Here is an 18862-nt window from a genome sequence, read left to right as displayed (position 1 = left end):
CTTCAAGGACTGCAACGGATAAGCCACTCTCAAATGACTCTAGTAACAGCCAGCTCCCAAGGGTAGCGTCATTAGATAAAAAAGCTTTTTGCACTGAACAAGGAAAAATATATTTTACGCCTATTCAACCGTAACAGCCTTCGCTAGGTTACGTGGTTGGTCTACATCAGTGCCTTTGATTAACGCAATGTGGTATGACAACAACTGCATTGGTACTGTATGGAAAATCGGCGCAATGATTGGATCAACATGTGGCAGTGAAATAATTTTCATTCCGTCACACGCTTCAAAACCAGAGTTTTCATCGGCAAATACGTAGAGTAAACCGCCACGTGCACGTACTTCCTCAACATTAGATTTTAGTTTCTCTAATAAGTCGTTATTCGGTGCAACAACAACAACTGGCATATCTGCATCAACAAGTGCCAATGGCCCATGTTTTAACTCACCTGCTGCATAAGCTTCTGCGTGAATATAAGAGATCTCTTTCAGTTTTAACGCCGCTTCCATAGCAATCGGATAGTATTCTCCACGCCCTAGGAATAATGTATGGTGTTTATCAGCAAAGTCAGACGCTAAAGCTTCTATCTCTTTATCAAATGCTAAGGCTTTTTCAACTTGTGTAGGCAATGAATGTAAAGCACGTACGATATCCGCTTCTTTTTGAGCATCGACTGTGCCCTGCTCTTTACCAATGGCTGTTACTAAAATAAGCATCGCCGCCAATTGTGTAGTAAAGGCTTTAGTTGATGCTACGCCTATCTCAGTGCCCGCTCGCGTCATAAAGGCTAAGTCTGACTCACGTACTAGTGAAGAACCAGATACATTACAAATAGACATTGCTGACATGTAACCTTTCTCTTTTGCCAAACGTAATGCCGCTAATGTATCTGCGGTTTCACCCGATTGAGAAAGTGTTAATAGTAAGCTGTTTGGTCTAACAACAAAGTCGCGGTAACGGAATTCTGATGCGATTTCGACATCACAACTAACGCCAGCAACAGACTCAAACCAGTAACGTGCAGCCATACCTGAATTGTATGATGTACCACAAGCGATAATTTGCACATGCTGTACTTTTGCTAGTATCTCTTTTGCACCATTGCCAATGCTTTCAACAACAATGCTGTCATCATTAATACGACCTTCCAATGCACTAATTAGCGCGCTTGGCTGCTCAAAGATTTCTTTTTGCATGAAGTGACGATATTTACCTTTACTACCAGCATCGTGTTCAACGTTAGACTCAACCATTTCACGTTCAATGGCATTACCTTTTAAATCAAAGATAGACACTTCACGACGGGTAATTTCTGCTACATCACCTTCTTCAAGATAAGTGAAACGGCGTGTCACATTTAATAGTGCTAACTGATCAGATGCTAGGAAGTTTTCACCGATACCGTGTCCAATAACTAATGGGCTACCTGAGCGAGCAACCACTAAACGCGATGGGTCACGACTATCTAGCGCAACCATGCCATAAGCACCTTCTAATTGCGGAACGGTCTTTTGTACCGCTTCACGAAGTGATGATGAGCTTCTTAGTTCCCACTCCACTAAATGTGCAATCACTTCTGTATCAGTTTGAGAGTTGAAGATGTAACCACGTTCTTGTAATAGTGTGCGCAGCGGTTCATGATTTTCAATAATACCGTTATGTACAATAGAAATATTCGCAGAAACATGTGGATGTGCATTCGCCTCTGAAGGTTCGCCGTGTGTTGCCCAACGAGTATGTGCAATACCAGTACCGCCCATAGCCTGCATTTCATCAACTGCATCAGCTAATGCTTGTACTTTACCTAAACGGCGTACACGAGTTAGTTTACCTTCGCTATCTACGACGGCAACACCCGCAGAGTCGTAACCACGATACTCTAATTTTTTTAGGCCTTCGATTAGGATTTCAGATACTTCTCTTTGCGCAATTGCACCAACGATACCGCACATATACTTCCCCAGATGATTAGTTAAAAATTAATTAACGCATACTTTAGTGTATTTATTATAAAAGATCATCATAAAAACAGCTAAAACATGCAAATAAAAAAGAAAACACAAACAAATATGCGTGAAAACAAAAATAACCAGTAAAAAAGCGCAAGATTATGCGTGTATGCTTGTTATTGATATCGCTTAAACATCGCTATTTTTACACTTATCTATTCACTTCTATAAAATTACTGTTTAAAGTTACAGTTCATTTATTCTCAGTTGGAAGTCTCATGCTCAATCATCCACTCACCAAAGCCTTATCTCTTGTTTGGAAGTTATTAACAGTATTGATTTTGCCAATTATTATGGCGATTTATGTAGAGATAGTAGATACCTATTATGGACCTTTTGTTTTTTCTGATTTAGACCAAGGTAAGAATTTACATAAATGGGGCATTATCGGTATTTATTTAACTTTCTTACTGTGTTGGAACAGGCTTAACCCTCATGTGATCAGTGCTTTGAAAAAAATGGAATACTAGTATGTCTGTGGCGTTATTGACCGACAATAGTTTTGCAGTATTAGCTATATTAAGCATTATTTTTGTCGTATTACTGTTATTGGTATTCAATAGACTAACAAATGTTAAAAACCAACTGGCAGAACAACATCTCACCTTAAAGCTCACCGAGCAGCATTTAGCGCAGCAAGAGCAGCAAAACCAAATACTTGAAGATAAAGTGCGCGATTTATCATTACATAATGAAAGCTTACAAATGCAGGCTAATAAACTAACAACACGAGTCAGAGAATCGGACATTCGCTTACAAGCAGGTGAACAACGTTTGCGCGATCAACAGGCAACTGAAGCGAAGTTAAGCCAACAATTTGAAGTGTTATCACAACGTATCTTTAACGATAAATCGACACAGTTTAAACAATTAAATGAACAATCAATTAAACAGCTGCTGGACCCATTAAGCACGCAGTTAGAAGGCTTTAAAAAACAAGTCAGCGATTGTTACATCAATGAAAGTAAAGAGCGCTTTAATTTAAAACGAGAAATCGATCAACTCGCGAATTTGAATAGTTTGATGCATCAAGAAACACAAAACTTAACGAATGCCTTAAAAGGTGATAACAAACAGCAAGGTAATTGGGGTGAAGTCGTTCTACAGCGTATTTTAGAAAATTCGGGGTTACGTGAAGGCCATGAATACCAAACTCAGGTCAATTTAAAAGACAGTAAAGGCCAACGTTTTTTACCTGACGTGATTGTTAACTTACCACAAAACCGCAATATCATTATCGACTCTAAAGTGTCTTTAGTGGCTTATGAACGTTATTTTAATAGCCAAGATGTTGGCGAGCAAAAACAAGCGATTGACGCACATTGTTTATCGATAAGACAACATATTAAAGGCTTAGGGAAAAAAGATTACCAAGATTTAATTGGCGCGAATACTTTAGATTATGTATTACTGTTTGTGGCCGTTGAACCTGCTTTTATTGTGGCTTTGGAGCATGATCCAAGTTTAGTGCAATTGGCATTGGATAATAACATCTTACTGGCTAGTCCAAGCAACTTGATGATTGCCCTACGCACTATCGAGAATCTATGGCGCTTTGAACGCCAAGAAAAAAATGGCCAATTGATAGCACAACAAGCAAGCAAGCTATACGATAAATTACGCCTGTTCAGTGATAACTTTTTAGAAGTTGGCTCACAGATAGATAAAGCTCAAAAAACTTACCAAAGTGCTTTAAAACAGCTAAGTGATGGTCGTGGTAATGTGATTCAACAAGCAGAGCAATTAAAGGGACTTGGAGTACCTATTAAGCGCCCTATTGCGGATAAGTTAACCGCCGACAATAACCAGTTAAGTGACCCGGCTAACCGTACCAATAGCGACAATAATTCAATCACTTAACAACGTTTTGATTGTATCTTCAAACCATTGATAACGCGCAGGTAACTGACGGTAACGCTTCTGCGTTAAATACAGCGAATCTTGAATAACATGCTGTAATGGTAAGACTTGCAATAATGATTGTTGCTGAAATTGCTCAACGGTGCTTTTTGCTAAGACGGTATAACCAACCCCTTTCGCTACCGGTAATAGAATCTGTTGCAGTTGATTAACATAACCTTTAATCGTTAAGCTGTTTGGACCTTTATAATCTGCTTTAAAATTAACCGATAACACCTTTTCAGCAAAGTGCAGTCCGTCTGGGTGGTTGATAAAGCCAATTTGGTTCAAATCCTCAAAACTAAATGCACCTTCAAGCTTCACACTTGCCGGCAACACCAGCTGTAGCTCTTCAACTCCCACTAAGGTTTGCTTGAGTTGTTCATGAGAGCTTTCTATGGTCACAATGCCTAGATCAACTTTGTTACTTAGCAAATCAGCAATGATGTTCTTATTGGGTGCAGCTTCAACAAATACACTCAACTCAGGATGAATAGTCTGTTGTTGAACAAAGTGAGGATACAACAGGTTAGCTAATGCGCCAGAACAGGCTATTGAGCATATCCCTTTGGTCATTTCATCATGGTTAATTTGTTCGTTTAACTGCGCTTCTAGCTCACGCATGGTTAATGCAGTTTGATAAAGTTTCTCACCCGCTAAGGTTAACTCAAACTGTTTACCATAACGCTCTAACAACAAAGTATTAAAGTGCTTCTCAAGTTTTTTAATATGTTGCGTCACACCAGGCTGCGTCATGAATAAACGCTCTGCCGTTTGAGTGAAATGGCGAGTTTCCGCTAGTGTTATAAATGTATTTAAATGTTTTTGATTAATCATCATTTACCTTTGCAGCGAACGCGTAATGTTGAAGCATATATAAGTTGAAGGAATCCAAAAATTTAACGACGCCAGAAGTGTCGTGTCAGCATCACGGCAACGGTCAAAATCTCTAAGCGTCCCATTAACATTCCAATCGATAACACCCATTTCGATGCATTAGGAAAGTCAGCAAAATTACCTGATGGGCCGATTGCAGGCACTAACCCAGGTCCAACATTTGATACTGCAGTTATAGAAGCAGTTAGAGAAATCATAGCCTCTGAGCCAAATGCGGTTAACAATAACGTGGATACAGCAATCGTCGCCATATAAGCGAGAATAAACGCGACTAAAGAACGTAAAATCTCATCACTGACTTTACGATTATTGTATTTTTGAGGGAATAACGCATGTGGATGCATTAGTAGCATCAGTTGACGTTGTAATAAACTAAAGGCTATTTGAAAACGAAAAATTTTAATGCCACCAGATGTTGAGCCTGAACATGCCCCTGAAAATAATAACCCAGCAAACACCACAACACTAAAGTCCCCCCAAGTTAAGAAGTCATCTAAACCAAAGCCTGTTGTCGTAATGACAGAGACCACATTAAACATACTTAAACGCAAGGCATCTAACCACATAAACTGCCCAGAATTAACAAGGTAGACTGTTAAGCTTAAGGTACAAGCAATAATTAACTTAGCAAAACCTTGTATTTGCGCATCTTGCCACAATGGTGTTAAAGACTTTTGCTGCATACTTTTAATCATTAAGAGAAAAGGTATGCCGCCTAAAAACATGAAAACAATAGCATTCCAATGAGCAAAATGAGAGAAGTGCCCCATAGAACTATCGGAGGTTGAGTAACCCCCCGTAGAGATAGTGGTCATGGCATGGTTAACCGCATCAAAATTTTCCATTCCAGATAAACGATAACCAATATAACAAGCGATGGTTAGGGTGATATAAACCATTAAAATATCCAAGGCAACCTGGCGCGTTTTAGATGCAGACTTTTCAGACCAATCTGAAGATTCCGTTTGGAATAAGCGCATACCACCCACATTTAAGAAAGGTAAAATCGCAACCCCCATCACGATAAAACCAACGCCACCTAACCATTGTAAAATTGAACGCCAAAGTAGAATACTATGATGCATGGAATCTAAGCCATGTAATACGGTACTACCAGTAGTAGTGATACCAGACATGGTCTCAAAAAAGGCATCGCTATAACTAATATGCTCTATAAATACAAAGGGTAACGCGGCAAATAAGCTCGCCAGAATCCATACTCCCGTGGTGAGTAGGAACATCTCCCTGACACCTAGATGAGAACGTTGTTTCTCACCACCAAAATATAAGAAAACGATTGAAGCAAGGTGAGTGATCACTATCGATAATAAAAATTCCATACCACCAAAGGTAGCGGTGTAAAAAGCCAATATCATCGGGAAGTACATAAACACTGCCATTTTTGACAGTACTAGCCCAGTAATAAAAAACAGTGGACGATAAGTCATTGTTTACTGCTTACAGGAAGAACGGACTAGGTTGGAATAGTTTTTCGATATCACTGATGTACTTCTTATTCACTAGGAATAGGATCACGTGGTCATCAGTTTCTATCACGGTATCATCATGGGCAATTAATACTTGTTCTTCACGTACAATCGCACCAACACTGGTTCCTTTTGGTAGTTTTAATTGTGAAATCTCTTTGCCCACTACTTTTGATGTCATATTATCGCCACGAGCAACAATTTCAATGGCTTCAGCTAAGCCTTCGCGTAATGAATAAACGTGTTTTAAATCGGCTTTACGTACATGGGTTAACAGCGCGGATAACGTCGCTTGTTGTGGGGAAATAGCAATATCCAAAATATTACCTTGGATCAAGTCAACATAGGCAGTACGTTGAATCAGTACCATAGCTTTACGAGCACCAAGACGCTTCGCTAGCATCGCAGACATGATATTCGCTTCATCGTCATTGGTCACAGTAATAAACAAATCTGTTTGATCGATATGCTCTTCTAATAACAGGTCTTGATCTGATGAATCACCACAGAAAACAATGGTATTAGATAAGGTTTCAGATAAGTGCTCTGCACGTCGGAAGTTTTTTTCAATCAGTTTGACCGAATTTTCTTTTTCCAAACGTTTCGCAAGGCTTTCACCAATATACCCACCGCCAACAATCATAATACGCTTATAAGGATGCTCTAGTTTCTGCATCTCCCCCATGATCGCGCGAATATTTGGGCTGGCGGTGATAAAGAACACTTCATCATCAGCTTCAATAATCGTAGTGCCCTGTGGACGAATCGCTTTACCACGTCTAAAAATGGCAGCGACACGTGCTTCGATATTAGGCATATGCTCTTTTAATGCTGAAATAGCATTACCCACCAGCGAACCACCGTAATAAGCACGAATAGCAACTAAACCTACTTTACCATTAGCAAAGTTAGCTACTTGCAGAGCCCCTGGATACTCAATCAACTGAGCAATGTAATCACTTACTAACTTCTCAGGTGCTATAATGTGGTCAATTGGAAAGGCATCTTTATTAAATAACTCTTGTTCATGCATCACCACGGTTTGTGAGCGAATACGGGCTATTTTTTTAGGCACGTTAAATAAGGTAAACGCAATTTGACAGGCAACCATGTTGATTTCATCGCTATTGGTCACAGCGATCAACATATCAGCATCCACTGCTCCAGCATTGCCTAACGTAGTAGGACACGACGCACTACCTTGTATTACACGTAAATCAAAACGGTCTTGTAACTCTTGTAAGGCTTCATGGTTTTCATCAACCACTGTGATATCGTTATTTTCGCCAACTAAATTTTCAGCTAAAGAAGCGCCTACTTGTCCTGCACCTAAAATAATAATTTTCATTTCGTCTCACTAGTTATCGATAGACTATTGTCGTTGATATCGTTTTATAACGCTTTTTGTAGTTTCGCGTAATAGAAACCATCCATTTTTTGCTCATTTGGCAAAATTTGACGCTGACAAACCGTGTCATTGACCTTACTTGATAAAGGAATCAATGAGGCATCACTAGTGGATGCTAAAAAACGTTCGATTTGTAAATCATTTTCATCGGGTAAAATTGAGCATGTTGCATATAATAATACCCCACCTGGTTTCAGGTTTTTCCATAATGCCTGCAGAATATCTTGTTGCAATGATACTAGGTCATTGATATCACTATCACGACGTAACCAACGGATATCTGGGTGACGACGGATCACACCTGTTGCACTACAAGGTGCATCGCATAATATACGGTCAAACTGTTCACCTGACCACCATTCGTCTGGCTTAGAGGCATCACCATGGATCACGGTTGCTTGTAGGTTTAATCGATCAAGGTTTTCCTGCACGCGCAATAAACGTTTCTCATCAAAGTCCACGGCAACCATCTGTTTAAGCTCAGGTTGTAGCTCTAATGTGTGAACAGTTTTACCTCCCGGTGCTGAACATGCATCTAAAATCAGCTCATTTGGTTGCGCTTCTAAATAATGTGCCGCTAACTGTGCCGCCCCATCTTGCACAGACACCCAGCCATCTTCAAAGCCAGGTAATTGATAAACATCACAAGCACTTTCTAAACAAAGCGCATTGTCATTGTTATCAGTACCTTCAGCTTGCTTATCTTGCGCTGTTAATAGTGCAAGGTATTGCTCACGATCATGAAAACGCGCATTAACACGTAACCACATCGGTGCTTGTTGGTTGTTTTCAGTCATTATCTCGGCGGCTTTTTCTTCACCATAGGCAGCCTGCAGGCGTTTAACTAACCAGCTTGGGTGACAATATAATAAAGCAGGTTGTTGATCTGCTTGCTCAATCAAGGCTTCTTGTTCACGTAAAAAGCTTCTTAATACGCCATTAATCATCCCTTTTAAGGCTGGTTTCTTTAGTGCTTTTGCACCATTTACTGTTTCACCTACTGCCGCATGGCTTGGAATACGGGTATACAGTAATTGATACATTCCTACTAAAATTAAAAAGTGCAAATCACGTTGTTTACCCGTTAATGGTTTTTTCATTAATGAGCGACAAAAGAAATCTAAGCGAGGCAAAGTACGTAGTACACCGTAACAGAGCATTTGTACTAGCGCTTTATCTTTAGGTGTGAGTTCTTGTTGTATGGCTGGCAATGCTTGTGATAACGATTGCCCCTTTTCTACCACTTGATTTAATACTTTAGCGGCAATCGCACGTACATTCATTATTATTAACCTTGTTCGAGTAAGTTGCTTGATGTACTAAACAGATCATGACGAGAGTTTAAAACATCCGCGACAGGCATCGCTTTTTTGCCTGCTAATTGGATAACTTCTAAATTTAAAACACCTTTGCCCGTCGCAACTTGAATACCTTGTTTATCGACTTTTATTACCGAGCCAGCTGATGCAGTTGTCTCAGCGTCAATAAGTTTAGCTTGGTGTACTTTTATTACTTGTCCTGACCATTGAAAGTGGCTAATAGGCCAAGGATTGAAGGCACGAATACAGCGATCGATAAATTGCGCTTCATCTTGCCAATTGATTTGAGCTTCTGCTTTACTTAATTTTTTAGCGTAGGTCGCAGCGCTTTCGTCTTGCTTTTCAGCAACTAATTCACCAGCTTGTAACTGTTTAATAGTATCAATCAATACTGACGGTGCTTGCTCTGCGACTTTTGCATATAAAGAGGCACTAGTTTCATGGGCATCAATCGGGCAGCTGACTTTTTTCAGCATGTCACCAGTATCTAAACCTTCGTCCATTTGCATGATGGTCACACCTGTTTCTTTATCGCCTGCCCAAATGGCGCGTTGGAAAGGTGCAGCCCCTCGCCATCTTGGCAATAATGAGCCGTGTACGTTTAAACAACCTAAGCGAGGTGTAGTTAACACGCTAGTTGGTAAAATTAAACCATAAGCGACGACGATCATTAAATCTGCATTTAATGAAGCTAATTGCTCAACACTCTCAGCTTGTTTAAAGTTTTCTGGTTGATAAACTGCAATATCATTCGCTAAAGCCACTTCTTTAACAGCGCTAGCCGTGAGTTTTTTGCCACGCCCAGCTGGGCGGTCAGGCTGACTATATACTCCGACTATATCAAACTTAGCATCAATCAATGCTTGCAAATGGTTAGCAGCAAAATCAGGGGTGCCTGCAAAAATGAGTTTTAGTTTTTCCACAAAATAACCTTAAACCGTTGAATGAATAATTATGAGAATTTTTTCTGCTGACGTTTTAATTTTTCTAATTTTGCTTTAACGCGCTTTTGCTTAAACGGTGAAAGATAATCAATGAATAGTTTACCTTTTAAATGATCTAATTCATGTTGAATACATACCGCAAATAAACCGTCAGCTTTAACAACTTGTGTTTCACCATCTAAATCTTGATATTCTAAAGTAACAAATTCAGCACGTTGCACTTCAGCATTAGTTTCTGGTACAGATAGACAACCTTCTTCAGAAATTTCAACACCATCACTTTCTAAAATAGTTGGGTTGATCAATACTAGTGGTTGATTGCGTTCAGCAGAGACATCAATAACCACAATACGTTGATGTACATTTACTTGCGTTGCAGCAAGGCCGACACCATCTTCGTCATACATGGTTTCAATCATATCTGCAGCGAATTGCTTGATTTCAGGGGTGATCTCTTCGACAGGTTTAGCAACCGTTCTTAAACGATCATCTGGAAAATGTAATACTTCGAGTAAAGCCATGGTATTATCGCTCTCATAATTAATGTTAAAAAGTTAATTCTAGTCATTTCCTATTATAAAAAACAGTTTTATTAATCACAGAGCAAGGATTGTTATGAAATTAAAACTTATTGCATCGCTCCTCATTGGTGTTGTGTTATCAATGACGGCGCTTGCTGACACGCTGAAACTAAAAGCAGATCATCCAGAAACATATACAGTGAAAAAAGGAGATACACTATGGGACATCTCAGCACTGTTTTTAAATAGTCCCTGGTTATGGCCTCGTCTATGGGAAAACAACAACCAAATTGAAAATCCACACCTTATTTACCCTGGTGATGTATTAAATCTTATCTGGGTTGATGGTGAACCACGACTATCCCGTAAACGCCTTAAAAAGCTTTCTCCAACACCACGCATTCAAGATAAAGACCAAGCTATTCCTATCATTCCACTGAATAGATTGTCAGCCTTTTTAACAAAAGACCATGTTATTGCGCCTGAGTTAGTAGAGGATTCACCTAAAGTATTAGGCGATGCAGTTGGTTCGCCACGTTTCTTTGAAGGTGATATTTTTTACGGTCAAGGCCAATATGATGAGAATAAATTGTATGGAATCTACCGTTTAGGCGATAACTTCAAGGGAAAATATAGCGAAAATTTAGGCTCTGAACTACTCTTTATCGGTCAAGCGCAAGTGTCACAAAGCCCTAATGTTGATAAAACAGATAAGGTAACTCCACTAAGCTTGATTAGAAGCTCTAGAGAAGCGCGCCAAGGTGACCTAATCTTGCCGATTCCTGAATATGAAACATTACCAGCTTATTTCATTCCTAAGCCAGTAAGTAAATCATTAAAAGGTCACATTTTATCATCGTTAAATGGGCCATCAGCAATTGGTAAATGGGATGTTGTGGTGATTGATAAAGGGTCACGAGATGACGTAGAGATCGGTTCAATGTTCTCTATTTTACGCTCAGGACAAGCCATTCTGGTAAATGATGACATTATTTATCAAGATGATGGTGATGCCTTTGACCAAATCGGTGATCCTGATTTAACCCTACCAGCAGAACGTGTGGGTGAATTAATGGTATTTAAAGTCTATGAAAAACTAAGTATTGCGATTTTAATGCGTGGTACTGATGTTATAGGCTCGACATATAAAATTGAAGGGCTAGCGTTTTAAGCCTTTTTATTAAGGTAGGTTACTATTCAAGGTTCATTATTTGAAGATGATATAACCAATAATCCTCTTTATTGCTGGATAGCACTTGATGCTATTCCAGCAATACAAAAACGTAAAATATTTTCGTTACTTGCACATTATTCTATCCAATCACTGTTTCAACTCGATGCGACACAATTAGCTAAGCTTAAGTTAAATGAAGCGCAAATTAATGCCTTTTTACATCCTAACCAAGCGCATATTGAACAATGTTTATCTTGGCATCAGCCTTTACTTAATCAATATATTATTAGTTATGACGATCCAAACTACCCCGCACTATTGAAGCAAATTAGTAGTGGCCCTTTGTTGTTATTTGTTAAAGGGAATATCGCACTGCTTAATGCGCCACAAATCGCTATTGTGGGTAGCAGAAGCTGTACCCCCTATGGGCAGGAGAAAGCACACGATCTTGCACAGCAATTGTCTAACATTGGCTTAACAGTTACCAGTGGGTTAGCCATTGGTGTTGATGGTATGGCACATAAAGGCGCCTTAAAAGGTCTAGGCTCAACCATTGCTGTTTTAGGTACTGGTTTAAATAACATTTACCCTAAACGACATTTTGAGCTCGCTCAACAAGTTAGTGAACAAGGTTTATTAGTGTCGGAGTTTTGGCCTGATACCCCTGCTTATCCAAGTAACTTTCCTCGACGAAATCGCATTATTTCAGGGTTAAGCTTAGGAACATTAGTGATTGAAGCCTCAGTAAAAAGTGGTTCGTTAATCACAGCACGTTATGCTAATGAACAAAACAGAGAAGTTTTTGCATTACCAGGTTCAATAGATAATCCACAAGCTTACGGCTGCTTAAAATTAATCCAACAAGGAGCAAAATTAGTCTTAGAGTGTAATGATATTATTAATGAGTTTCCGGCTTTACAGTTGCCAAAAATAACCAGTAATACAGTACCACCAGCAGTAAGTAAGCAGTCACCTTTAGTGGCATTAATCGATTATAACCTAACCAGTTTTGAGACTTTGCTAGCACGAAGTGGATTAGATGTGGTGAGCTTACAAAATCAGTTAATAGAATTAGAGATAAATGGTATAATTACCGTCCAACCGCAAGGTTATACTAAGTTAAAAGGCTAGCTATGTTCGAAATTATCATGTATCTCTTTGAAAGTTATATCCAAGTTGACCAAACGATGGAGCTTGATACGCAAGAGGTGACCGATGAATTAATGCAAGAAGGCTTTCAAAAGTCTGATATAACCAAGGCATTAGCTTGGTTAGACAATCTAGCTAACATGCATAATCAAGAGCCTCAAAGCCGCGCGACCGCTGAAAAAGCAACCTCTCACCGTATTTATAACAAGCAAGAACAGCGTCAAATTTCGCTGACTTGTCGTAATTACATTAATTACTTAGAAGAAGCCAAAATCCTCACCACTCATACCCGTGAAATGGTGATCGACTGCATCATGGCATTAGATAGCGGTGAATTAATTCTTGAAGACGTTAAGTGGTTAATTCTGATGGTATTATTTAATGATCCAGTAAGTGACGATGCATTCCTACAATTAGAATCAATGGTAATGGACTTTGAAGAGGGGCTGATTCATTAAATGAGCAGCCTGACGACACACCATAAAAAAGTCACTGAACCATGCCCAAAGTGTGGTTCAGCATTGCATATCAGAAATGGTAAACAAGGCCCCTTCTTAGGTTGTAGCGCCTACCCTGAGTGTGACTACTTACGCCCCTTGCACGAAAAAAGTGATATAAAGAAAGTGCTCACAGGTACAAGTTGCCCTTTATGCCAAAATGAATTGGTTTTAAAACAAGGTCGCTTTGGTTTATTTATTGGGTGTAGTGACTACCCGACCTGCGAACACACCGCGCAACTATCCGAACAAACAACTCAACCTGAAAAAACGCAAGCTGACGTTGCTTGCCCAAGCTGCAAAAAAGGTCATCTAGTTGCCCGACAATCGCGTTTTGGGAAAACTTTTTATGCTTGCGATAACTACCCCGATTGCAAATATGCTGTGAATGACAAACCAGTTAATGAGTTCTGCCCTGAGTGTAAGTGGCCAATATTAGTTGAACGAAAAACCGCTACCGCTACCCGTATGCTTTGTCCTAAAAAAGGGTGTGGTTATCGTAGTAAGCCTATATAATTATTGGCTGTTTGATATTAAAACGGCTTAAGCCAGTAATAAGTAGGACTGTTAATGACAATCAATAAAAACCAGCTTTCTCAAGCGCTTTCAGCTTTAACAGCAGAAGGTGTCATTGCTTATCCAACAGAATCCGTGTTTGGATTAGGTTGTGATCCAGATAGCGACCTTGCCATTCAAAAAATTCTCGACTTAAAACAACGCCCTGCCCATAAAGGTTTAATCTTAATTGCCGCTAATATAGAGCAGTTAGAAAACTATGCTGACTTTTCATCACTTAGCTCCGAGCAACTGGATAAAATTAAGGCGACTTGGCCAGGTCCTTTTACGTGGGTTGTACCTGTACAAGCTTCACTGTCTAAGTTAGTCAGCGGTGATTTCGACAGTATAGCTGTACGTGTTACTCAACACCCTGTTGTACAAGCGATATGTAACGAATTTGGCAAGCCAATTATCTCCACCAGCGCCAATTTATCAGGTGAAAAATCTTGTATTACAGGAGAGCAAGTGGAGCAGATGTTTGCTAACCACCCATTACTGAATTATGTAGTTAATCAACCCGTATCAGGTTTAGAGAATCCCTCACAAATTCATGATGCAGTGACAGGTAAGCGTCTACGTTAAGTCACTTCAAGACCCATGACTCTATGAACCAAAACCTTCACGATTATATGTCGAGGTTTTTAATATTTTTATCTCAAAACTCCCCCTTCTAATTAACTAGTCGAACTTTGCATCTTGTAGGCTAACGGGTATATAATCGCGCGCATTATAAATAATTCCCTATTACAGGAGTATGTATGAAAGTTGGTATTATCATGGGCTCTAAGTCTGACTGGCCGACCATGGAACACGCGGCAAACATGTTGGATTCTTTTGGTGTTGAATATGAAACTCGTGTTGTTTCTGCACATCGTACTCCACAACTACTAGCTGATTACGCTTCTAGTGCTGCTGAGCGTGGCATTAAAGTAATTATTGCCGGGGCTGGTGGTGCTGCGCACTTACCGGGAATGGCTGCTGCTTTTACTAGCTTACCTGTATTAGGTGTTCCAGTTCAGTCTAAAGCACTTAAAGGCATTGACTCGTTATTATCAATTTGCCAAATGCCTAAAGGCGTTGCCGTTGGTACACTGGCTATTGGTGAAGCTGGCGCAGCCAATGCGGGATTATTAGCGACTCAAATTCTTGCATGCCAACAACCAGAACTGCTTGCTAAAGTTGATGAGTTCCGTCAGAAGCAAACAGACACAGTATTAGCTAATCCAGACCCAGCGGTTTAATATGAATATTCTAGTATTAGGTGCAGGACAACTTGCACGTATGATGAGCTTAGAAGCAGCACCGTTAAACTTAAACGTACGTGCTTATGATGTTGGCTCAAAACAAGTGCTTCATCCACTAACATTACAGTCATATGAACAATCTCTTGAACAAGCTATCGCGTTAGTTGATGTGATCACCTGTGAATTTGAGCATATACCTGATGACGTACTTGCTCTATGTAATGACAGCGGTAAGTTCTTTCCGGGTAAAGCAGCAATCAAAGCTGGTGGTGACCGTAGTATTGAAAAAGCACTGCTTGACAAAACAGGCGTCCCTTCCGCTCCTTACAAGCTGATCACAGAAAAGCAACACTTAGTAGATTCTGTATCGTTACTTGGCTTACCATTAGTGATTAAAACCTGTCAAGCGGGCTATGATGGTAAAGGCCAATGGCGCTTAAAGTCGGTTGATCAGTTAGATGCTATTTGGTCTGAAATGGCTGAGTTTATTGCAGCAGGAACTGAAAATTTCCCGCATAGTATCATCGCAGAGAAAATGATCCCTTTTAACCGTGAAGTATCAGTGATTGGTGCACGTGATAAAGCGGGCAATATTGCGATCTACCCTGTGACTGAAAATCAACATACTAATGGCGTATTAACGCTATCATTAGCCACTAAGATTGAACTTAACATTCAACAACAAGCTATTGATGCATTTAACAAACTGTCTACAGAAATGAATTACGTGGGTGTATTGGCCATCGAATTCTTTGATGTTGACGGTCAGTTAATGGTTAATGAGATTGCACCACGTGTACATAACTCAGGTCACTGGACTCAACAAGGCACAGCTTGTAGCCAATTTGAAAACCACATGCGTGCCGTTGCTGGTTTACCATTAGGTGATACTCAGCTACAAAAAGTCAGTGTGATGATCAACGTGTTAGGGCAAGCGGATATCAGCGAACAAGTACTGAGTATCAGTGATGTTAAAAGCCACTGGTATGGCAAAGCACAACGCGCAGGTCGTAAAATGGGACATATCAATGTGTCAGCGGAATCGGATGCTGCATTAGCAGATAAGTTACTGCAGTTGGCTGAAATACTACCTGAGCAAGATTATCCTGGTGTAAAAGCGACTGCACAGCGTTTATTAGAAAATTAATATAAGCGAATGTAGGAATATAAGCCGAGTTTTAAACTCGGCTTTTTTATGTCTGCTAAAGCGTTAACGCTACGATTTTTAATGGATGATTATCATCAAAAGAAGGAAAATCAGCATGACAGTCTAACCATTCTACTGCTGTTACTTCTCTTCCCTGCTTTTCAACACAACGCACTAAGCTTTTAAACCAGGCTTGCTTGTCAACTTTAGCTACATTATTACAACAAATAATCGTACCGCCCGTTTTAGTCGTTAGTACTGCAGGTTTAAATAAACTTTGGTAATCATTAACTAAATCAACCGTACCAAAAGCACTTTTAGCAAAACGAGGTGGATCTAAAAAGACTAAATCAAACTGTGAAGCAGACATTTTAGGGTAGCTTGGTAGCTTTTTATTATTACGACTCGTCACCTTAAGTCCAGCTAACTGGCGTAGTGCAGGGAAAGCATCACTTTGAATAAACTGACAAACTGATTCTACGTCATTGAGTTGCGCATTTTTACGTCCTGCAGCTAGCGCAAAGGAAGAAAAATCTACATTCACAACTCGCTTTGCACCACCTACTGCCGCTGCAGTGCCGATTCCACAAGTGTAAGAGAATAGGTTTAACACACTCTTTTTATGACTGTGCTTTTTCATGAATTCACGGCCAACACGCATATCTAAAAATAACAGCGGATCTTGCCCTTCATGACGCAATTTACTGGTAAACAACACGCCGTTTTCAGAGATCACTTGATCACTTTGCGCAAAAACGTCAGCTTTTTCATCTAATTCATTAATAATACGAGAATTTTTATTAGACCTATCGTTATAAATCAGAGGTAAATCAGCAACGCTTAACAATACCGTTTTAATATCTGTTAACTGTTCTTCAGTTAAGGTTTCATGAAAGGTTTGAATTAACCAGGCATCACCGTAGCGATCGATATTAAGCCCATTTACCCCTTCTACTGTGCCATGAAAAACACGAAAACAGTCTGTTTTAGGTTGTTGCTCAACAGAAAGGTTATTAATAAGAAATTCACGTTTCGCTAAGGCAGCGGTTAATAAAGCAGTTATTGGCATAATCAAAAACTCAGTAAAGGAAAGTAGCTATTTAGCAAAAATGAATGCCAGATAATGAAAGGCTATTCTAGCAAACCGTCTCCAGCAACAAAACAAAAACCCAGCTTATGTTGATAAGCTGGGTTCGCCTCTATCGACTTTGATGAAATTAAGCCATATTCGACTGTATTGAGCTTGTATTTGACGACTTAGCCTTATTATCTAACACACCACTTAAACGGGTTAACAATAAAGCGATGACAACAATCACAGCACCAACCCAGGGCGTATGCATTAGCCCAGCGTTATCCACGATAATACCGCCACCCCATGCACCTAAAGCAATCCCCACATTGAAAGCAGCAATATTTAATCCTGAAGCAACATCAACGGCATCGGGAGCATATTTTTCAGCTAACTTAACCACATAAACTTGCAAGCCAGGGACATTACCAAAAGCAAATGCACCCCATACTAAGATAGTTAACACTGCTGTAATGGGATTGAACGCAGTGAAGTTAAAGATGATCAACACACTCGCTAGGCCAAAGAAAATAATAGTTAATGCTTTAATTGGCCCCATTTTATCTGCCATTTTACCGCCCATAATATTACCGAAGGCAACAGAGACACCGTACACCAACATAATTAAGCTTACCGCACTGGCATCAAAACCAGAGACTTGCTCCAAGATTGGTGCGAGAAAAGTAAAGGCAATGAATGTACCACCATAACCCAACGCAGTAATCGCATATACCAACAATAAACGTGGTTGAGTAAGTACCTTTAACTGCGTAGAAAGTTTAGTCGCTGTTGCTTGCTTTAAGTTGTTAGGAACAAGTAGCGCACTACCAATTAATGCTAGCAGACCTAATAAAGCAACTGTTAAGAAGGTTGCTTGCCAACCAAAATGTTGACCAATATATGTACCTAATGGCACACCTGTGACTAATGCAACGGTTAACCCAGTAAACATAATAGCAATAGCACTGGCGGCTTTTTCCTTTGAAACAAGACCAGTCGCAATGGTTGACCCAATAGAGAAAAACACACCATGTGCTAATCCTGTCATAATTCGCGCCATAACAAGGCTGTTATACCCTGGAGCTTGCCAAGCAAGTAGATTACCCATTACAAATAATGCCATTACCGATAACAGCACATATTTCCTATTCCACTTCCCTGTTAATGCAGTTAATACTGGCGCACCAACCGCAACACCTAATGCATACAAGCTGACTAATAGCCCTGCAGAAGGTAACGATACATTTAAATCCATCGCCATCGTTGGGATTAACCCTACGATAACAAACTCTGTTGTCCCAATCGCAAAGGCGCTTAGGGTTAATGCAAATAAAGCTAATGGCATTGTTGTTCTCTCTTGTTAGCGATCTCTTTTCAATCAATCAGCTCACTCATCAAGATCAGTGTGGAGCAAATTAAACAAAATTAAGATCAGTCATTAATCATTGAGGCCGCATTATGAACAAGCTATTTATTGACATAAACAGTGTCCATTACAAATTACTTTTGCTATAACTACAAAAGTGTTCCCATGAG

18 protein-coding genes are annotated in these 18862 nt (G+C 39.8%); 9 read left to right on the top strand and 9 right to left on the bottom strand.

Annotation, left to right across the window (positions count from 1 at the left end):
• Nucleotides 1–120: 120 nt before the first annotated feature.
• Nucleotides 121–1953, bottom strand: coding sequence for a glutamine--fructose-6-phosphate transaminase (isomerizing) (glmS, locus tag AC0L3W_RS14110; protein ID WP_333387462.1), 1833 nt, complete (start codon nucleotides 1951–1953; stop codon nucleotides 121–123).
• 275 nt (nucleotides 1954–2228) lie between these two features.
• Here glmS and AC0L3W_RS14105 point away from each other — a divergent pair, with 275 nt between their 5' ends.
• Both AC0L3W_RS14105 and rmuC read left to right on the top strand, forming a co-directional pair.
• Entirely contained in the window at nucleotides 2229–2480 is a 252-nt protein-coding gene (locus AC0L3W_RS14105; RefSeq protein ID WP_290041311.1) for a hypothetical protein, read from the top strand.
• Nucleotide 2481: 1 nt separating this feature from the next.
• On the top strand, nucleotides 2482–3870 hold the full coding sequence (gene rmuC, locus AC0L3W_RS14100) for a DNA recombination protein RmuC (protein ID WP_409440248.1): 1389 nt from the start codon (nucleotides 2482–2484) through the stop codon (nucleotides 3868–3870).
• On the opposite strand, the gene AC0L3W_RS14095 is transcribed toward rmuC, so the two are convergent.
• Genes AC0L3W_RS14095 through def form a run of 6 tightly spaced genes read right to left on the bottom strand, consistent with a single transcriptional unit; the run spans nucleotide 3859 to nucleotide 10485 of the window.
• Complete coding sequence (locus tag AC0L3W_RS14095) at nucleotides 3859–4749, bottom strand: LysR family transcriptional regulator (RefSeq protein ID WP_473573620.1); 891 nt, start codon at nucleotides 4747–4749, stop codon at nucleotides 3859–3861. The two genes, rmuC and AC0L3W_RS14095, sit on opposite strands and share 12 nt — an antisense overlap.
• Before the next feature lie 59 nt (nucleotides 4750–4808).
• A complete protein-coding gene (locus AC0L3W_RS14090) occupies nucleotides 4809–6254 on the bottom strand; it encodes a TrkH family potassium uptake protein (RefSeq protein WP_290041306.1) in 1446 nt (481 codons plus the stop codon).
• A 10-nt stretch (nucleotides 6255–6264) separates the two neighbouring features.
• Complete coding sequence (gene trkA, locus AC0L3W_RS14085; protein WP_290041304.1) at nucleotides 6265–7641, bottom strand: Trk system potassium transporter TrkA; 1377 nt, start codon at nucleotides 7639–7641, stop codon at nucleotides 6265–6267.
• Between the two features lie 44 nt (nucleotides 7642–7685).
• Nucleotides 7686–8984 carry a 16S rRNA (cytosine(967)-C(5))-methyltransferase RsmB gene (gene rsmB, locus AC0L3W_RS14080; protein WP_409440249.1) on the bottom strand — a complete coding sequence of 433 codons (1299 nt, stop codon included), beginning with the start codon at nucleotides 8982–8984 and terminating at the stop codon, nucleotides 7686–7688.
• 5 nt (nucleotides 8985–8989) lie between these two features.
• A complete protein-coding gene (gene fmt, locus AC0L3W_RS14075) occupies nucleotides 8990–9943 on the bottom strand; it encodes a methionyl-tRNA formyltransferase (protein WP_409440250.1) in 954 nt (317 codons plus the stop codon).
• A gap of 29 nt (nucleotides 9944–9972) precedes the next feature.
• On the bottom strand, nucleotides 9973–10485 hold the full coding sequence (gene def / locus AC0L3W_RS14070; protein WP_290041300.1) for a peptide deformylase: 513 nt from the start codon (nucleotides 10483–10485) through the stop codon (nucleotides 9973–9975).
• Between the two features lie 94 nt (nucleotides 10486–10579).
• Here def and AC0L3W_RS14065 point away from each other — a divergent pair, with 94 nt between their 5' ends.
• From AC0L3W_RS14065 to AC0L3W_RS14035, 7 genes are all read left to right on the top strand, one after another.
• Nucleotides 10580–11656, top strand: a complete 1077-nt coding sequence (locus tag AC0L3W_RS14065) for a LysM peptidoglycan-binding domain-containing protein (RefSeq protein ID WP_290041298.1) — start codon at nucleotides 10580–10582, stop codon at nucleotides 11654–11656.
• Between the two features lie 24 nt (nucleotides 11657–11680).
• A complete protein-coding gene (gene dprA / locus AC0L3W_RS14060) occupies nucleotides 11681–12790 on the top strand; it encodes a DNA-processing protein DprA (protein WP_473575091.1) in 1110 nt (369 codons plus the stop codon).
• 2 nt (nucleotides 12791–12792) lie between these two features.
• Nucleotides 12793–13266 carry a Smg family protein gene (locus AC0L3W_RS14055; RefSeq protein WP_290041295.1) on the top strand — a complete coding sequence of 158 codons (474 nt, stop codon included), beginning with the start codon at nucleotides 12793–12795 and terminating at the stop codon, nucleotides 13264–13266.
• Entirely contained in the window at nucleotides 13267–13821 is a 555-nt protein-coding gene (locus AC0L3W_RS14050; RefSeq protein WP_409440252.1) for a DNA topoisomerase family protein, read from the top strand.
• 54 nt (nucleotides 13822–13875) lie between these two features.
• Nucleotides 13876–14445, top strand: coding sequence for an L-threonylcarbamoyladenylate synthase type 1 TsaC (gene tsaC, locus AC0L3W_RS14045; RefSeq protein WP_290041292.1), 570 nt, complete (start codon nucleotides 13876–13878; stop codon nucleotides 14443–14445).
• A 176-nt stretch (nucleotides 14446–14621) separates the two neighbouring features.
• The gene (gene purE / locus AC0L3W_RS14040) at nucleotides 14622–15104 is read left to right on the top strand and encodes a 5-(carboxyamino)imidazole ribonucleotide mutase (protein ID WP_290041291.1); all 483 of its coding nucleotides are present in this window, start codon (nucleotides 14622–14624) and stop codon (nucleotides 15102–15104) included.
• Between the two features lies 1 nt (nucleotide 15105).
• Nucleotides 15106–16254 (top strand): 5-(carboxyamino)imidazole ribonucleotide synthase, encoded by a 1149-nt coding sequence (locus tag AC0L3W_RS14035; RefSeq protein ID WP_290041290.1) that lies wholly within the window; start codon nucleotides 15106–15108, stop codon nucleotides 16252–16254.
• A 55-nt stretch (nucleotides 16255–16309) separates the two neighbouring features.
• On the opposite strand, the gene AC0L3W_RS14030 is transcribed toward AC0L3W_RS14035, so the two are convergent.
• Both AC0L3W_RS14030 and AC0L3W_RS14025 read right to left on the bottom strand, forming a co-directional pair.
• On the bottom strand, nucleotides 16310–17323 hold the full coding sequence (locus tag AC0L3W_RS14030) for a class I SAM-dependent rRNA methyltransferase (RefSeq protein ID WP_409440253.1): 1014 nt from the start codon (nucleotides 17321–17323) through the stop codon (nucleotides 16310–16312).
• A gap of 148 nt (nucleotides 17324–17471) precedes the next feature.
• On the bottom strand, nucleotides 17472–18671 hold the full coding sequence (locus AC0L3W_RS14025; protein ID WP_290041288.1) for an MFS transporter: 1200 nt from the start codon (nucleotides 18669–18671) through the stop codon (nucleotides 17472–17474).
• Nucleotides 18672–18862 lie beyond the last annotated feature (191 nt).

The organism is Psychromonas sp. KJ10-5 (genome assembly GCF_055808325.1).
The sequence above is the reverse complement of the archived record's forward strand: the minus strand, read 5'-3'. Positions and strand labels throughout refer to the sequence as shown.

Excerpts from the sequence above, each read along its gene's own strand:
- purE (WP_290041291.1), top strand. The coding sequence starts at position 14,622 with ATGAAAGTTGGTATTATCATGGGCTCTAAGTCTGACTGGCCGACCATG.
- AC0L3W_RS14090 (WP_290041306.1), bottom strand. The coding sequence starts at position 6,254 with ATGACTTATCGTCCACTGTTTTTTATTACTGGGCTAGTACTGTCAAAA.
- AC0L3W_RS14050 (WP_409440252.1), top strand. The coding sequence starts at position 13,267 with ATGAGCAGCCTGACGACACACCATAAAAAAGTCACTGAACCATGCCCA.
- def (WP_290041300.1), bottom strand. The coding sequence starts at position 10,485 with ATGGCTTTACTCGAAGTATTACATTTTCCAGATGATCGTTTAAGAACG.
- AC0L3W_RS14025 (WP_290041288.1), bottom strand. The coding sequence starts at position 18,671 with ATGCCATTAGCTTTATTTGCATTAACCCTAAGCGCCTTTGCGATTGGG.
- tsaC (WP_290041292.1), top strand. The coding sequence starts at position 13,876 with ATGACAATCAATAAAAACCAGCTTTCTCAAGCGCTTTCAGCTTTAACA.
- AC0L3W_RS14055 (WP_290041295.1), top strand. The coding sequence starts at position 12,793 with ATGTTCGAAATTATCATGTATCTCTTTGAAAGTTATATCCAAGTTGAC.
- AC0L3W_RS14095 (WP_473573620.1), bottom strand. The coding sequence starts at position 4,749 with ATGATGATTAATCAAAAACATTTAAATACATTTATAACACTAGCGGAA.
- AC0L3W_RS14105 (WP_290041311.1), top strand. The coding sequence starts at position 2,229 with ATGCTCAATCATCCACTCACCAAAGCCTTATCTCTTGTTTGGAAGTTA.
- trkA (WP_290041304.1), bottom strand. The coding sequence starts at position 7,641 with ATGAAAATTATTATTTTAGGTGCAGGACAAGTAGGCGCTTCTTTAGCT.
- AC0L3W_RS14035 (WP_290041290.1), top strand. The coding sequence starts at position 15,106 with ATGAATATTCTAGTATTAGGTGCAGGACAACTTGCACGTATGATGAGC.
- AC0L3W_RS14065 (WP_290041298.1), top strand. The coding sequence starts at position 10,580 with ATGAAATTAAAACTTATTGCATCGCTCCTCATTGGTGTTGTGTTATCA.
- rsmB (WP_409440249.1), bottom strand. The coding sequence starts at position 8,984 with ATGAATGTACGTGCGATTGCCGCTAAAGTATTAAATCAAGTGGTAGAA.
- rmuC (WP_409440248.1), top strand. The coding sequence starts at position 2,482 with ATGTCTGTGGCGTTATTGACCGACAATAGTTTTGCAGTATTAGCTATA.
- glmS (WP_333387462.1), bottom strand. The coding sequence starts at position 1,953 with ATGTGCGGTATCGTTGGTGCAATTGCGCAAAGAGAAGTATCTGAAATC.
- AC0L3W_RS14030 (WP_409440253.1), bottom strand. The coding sequence starts at position 17,323 with ATGCCAATAACTGCTTTATTAACCGCTGCCTTAGCGAAACGTGAATTT.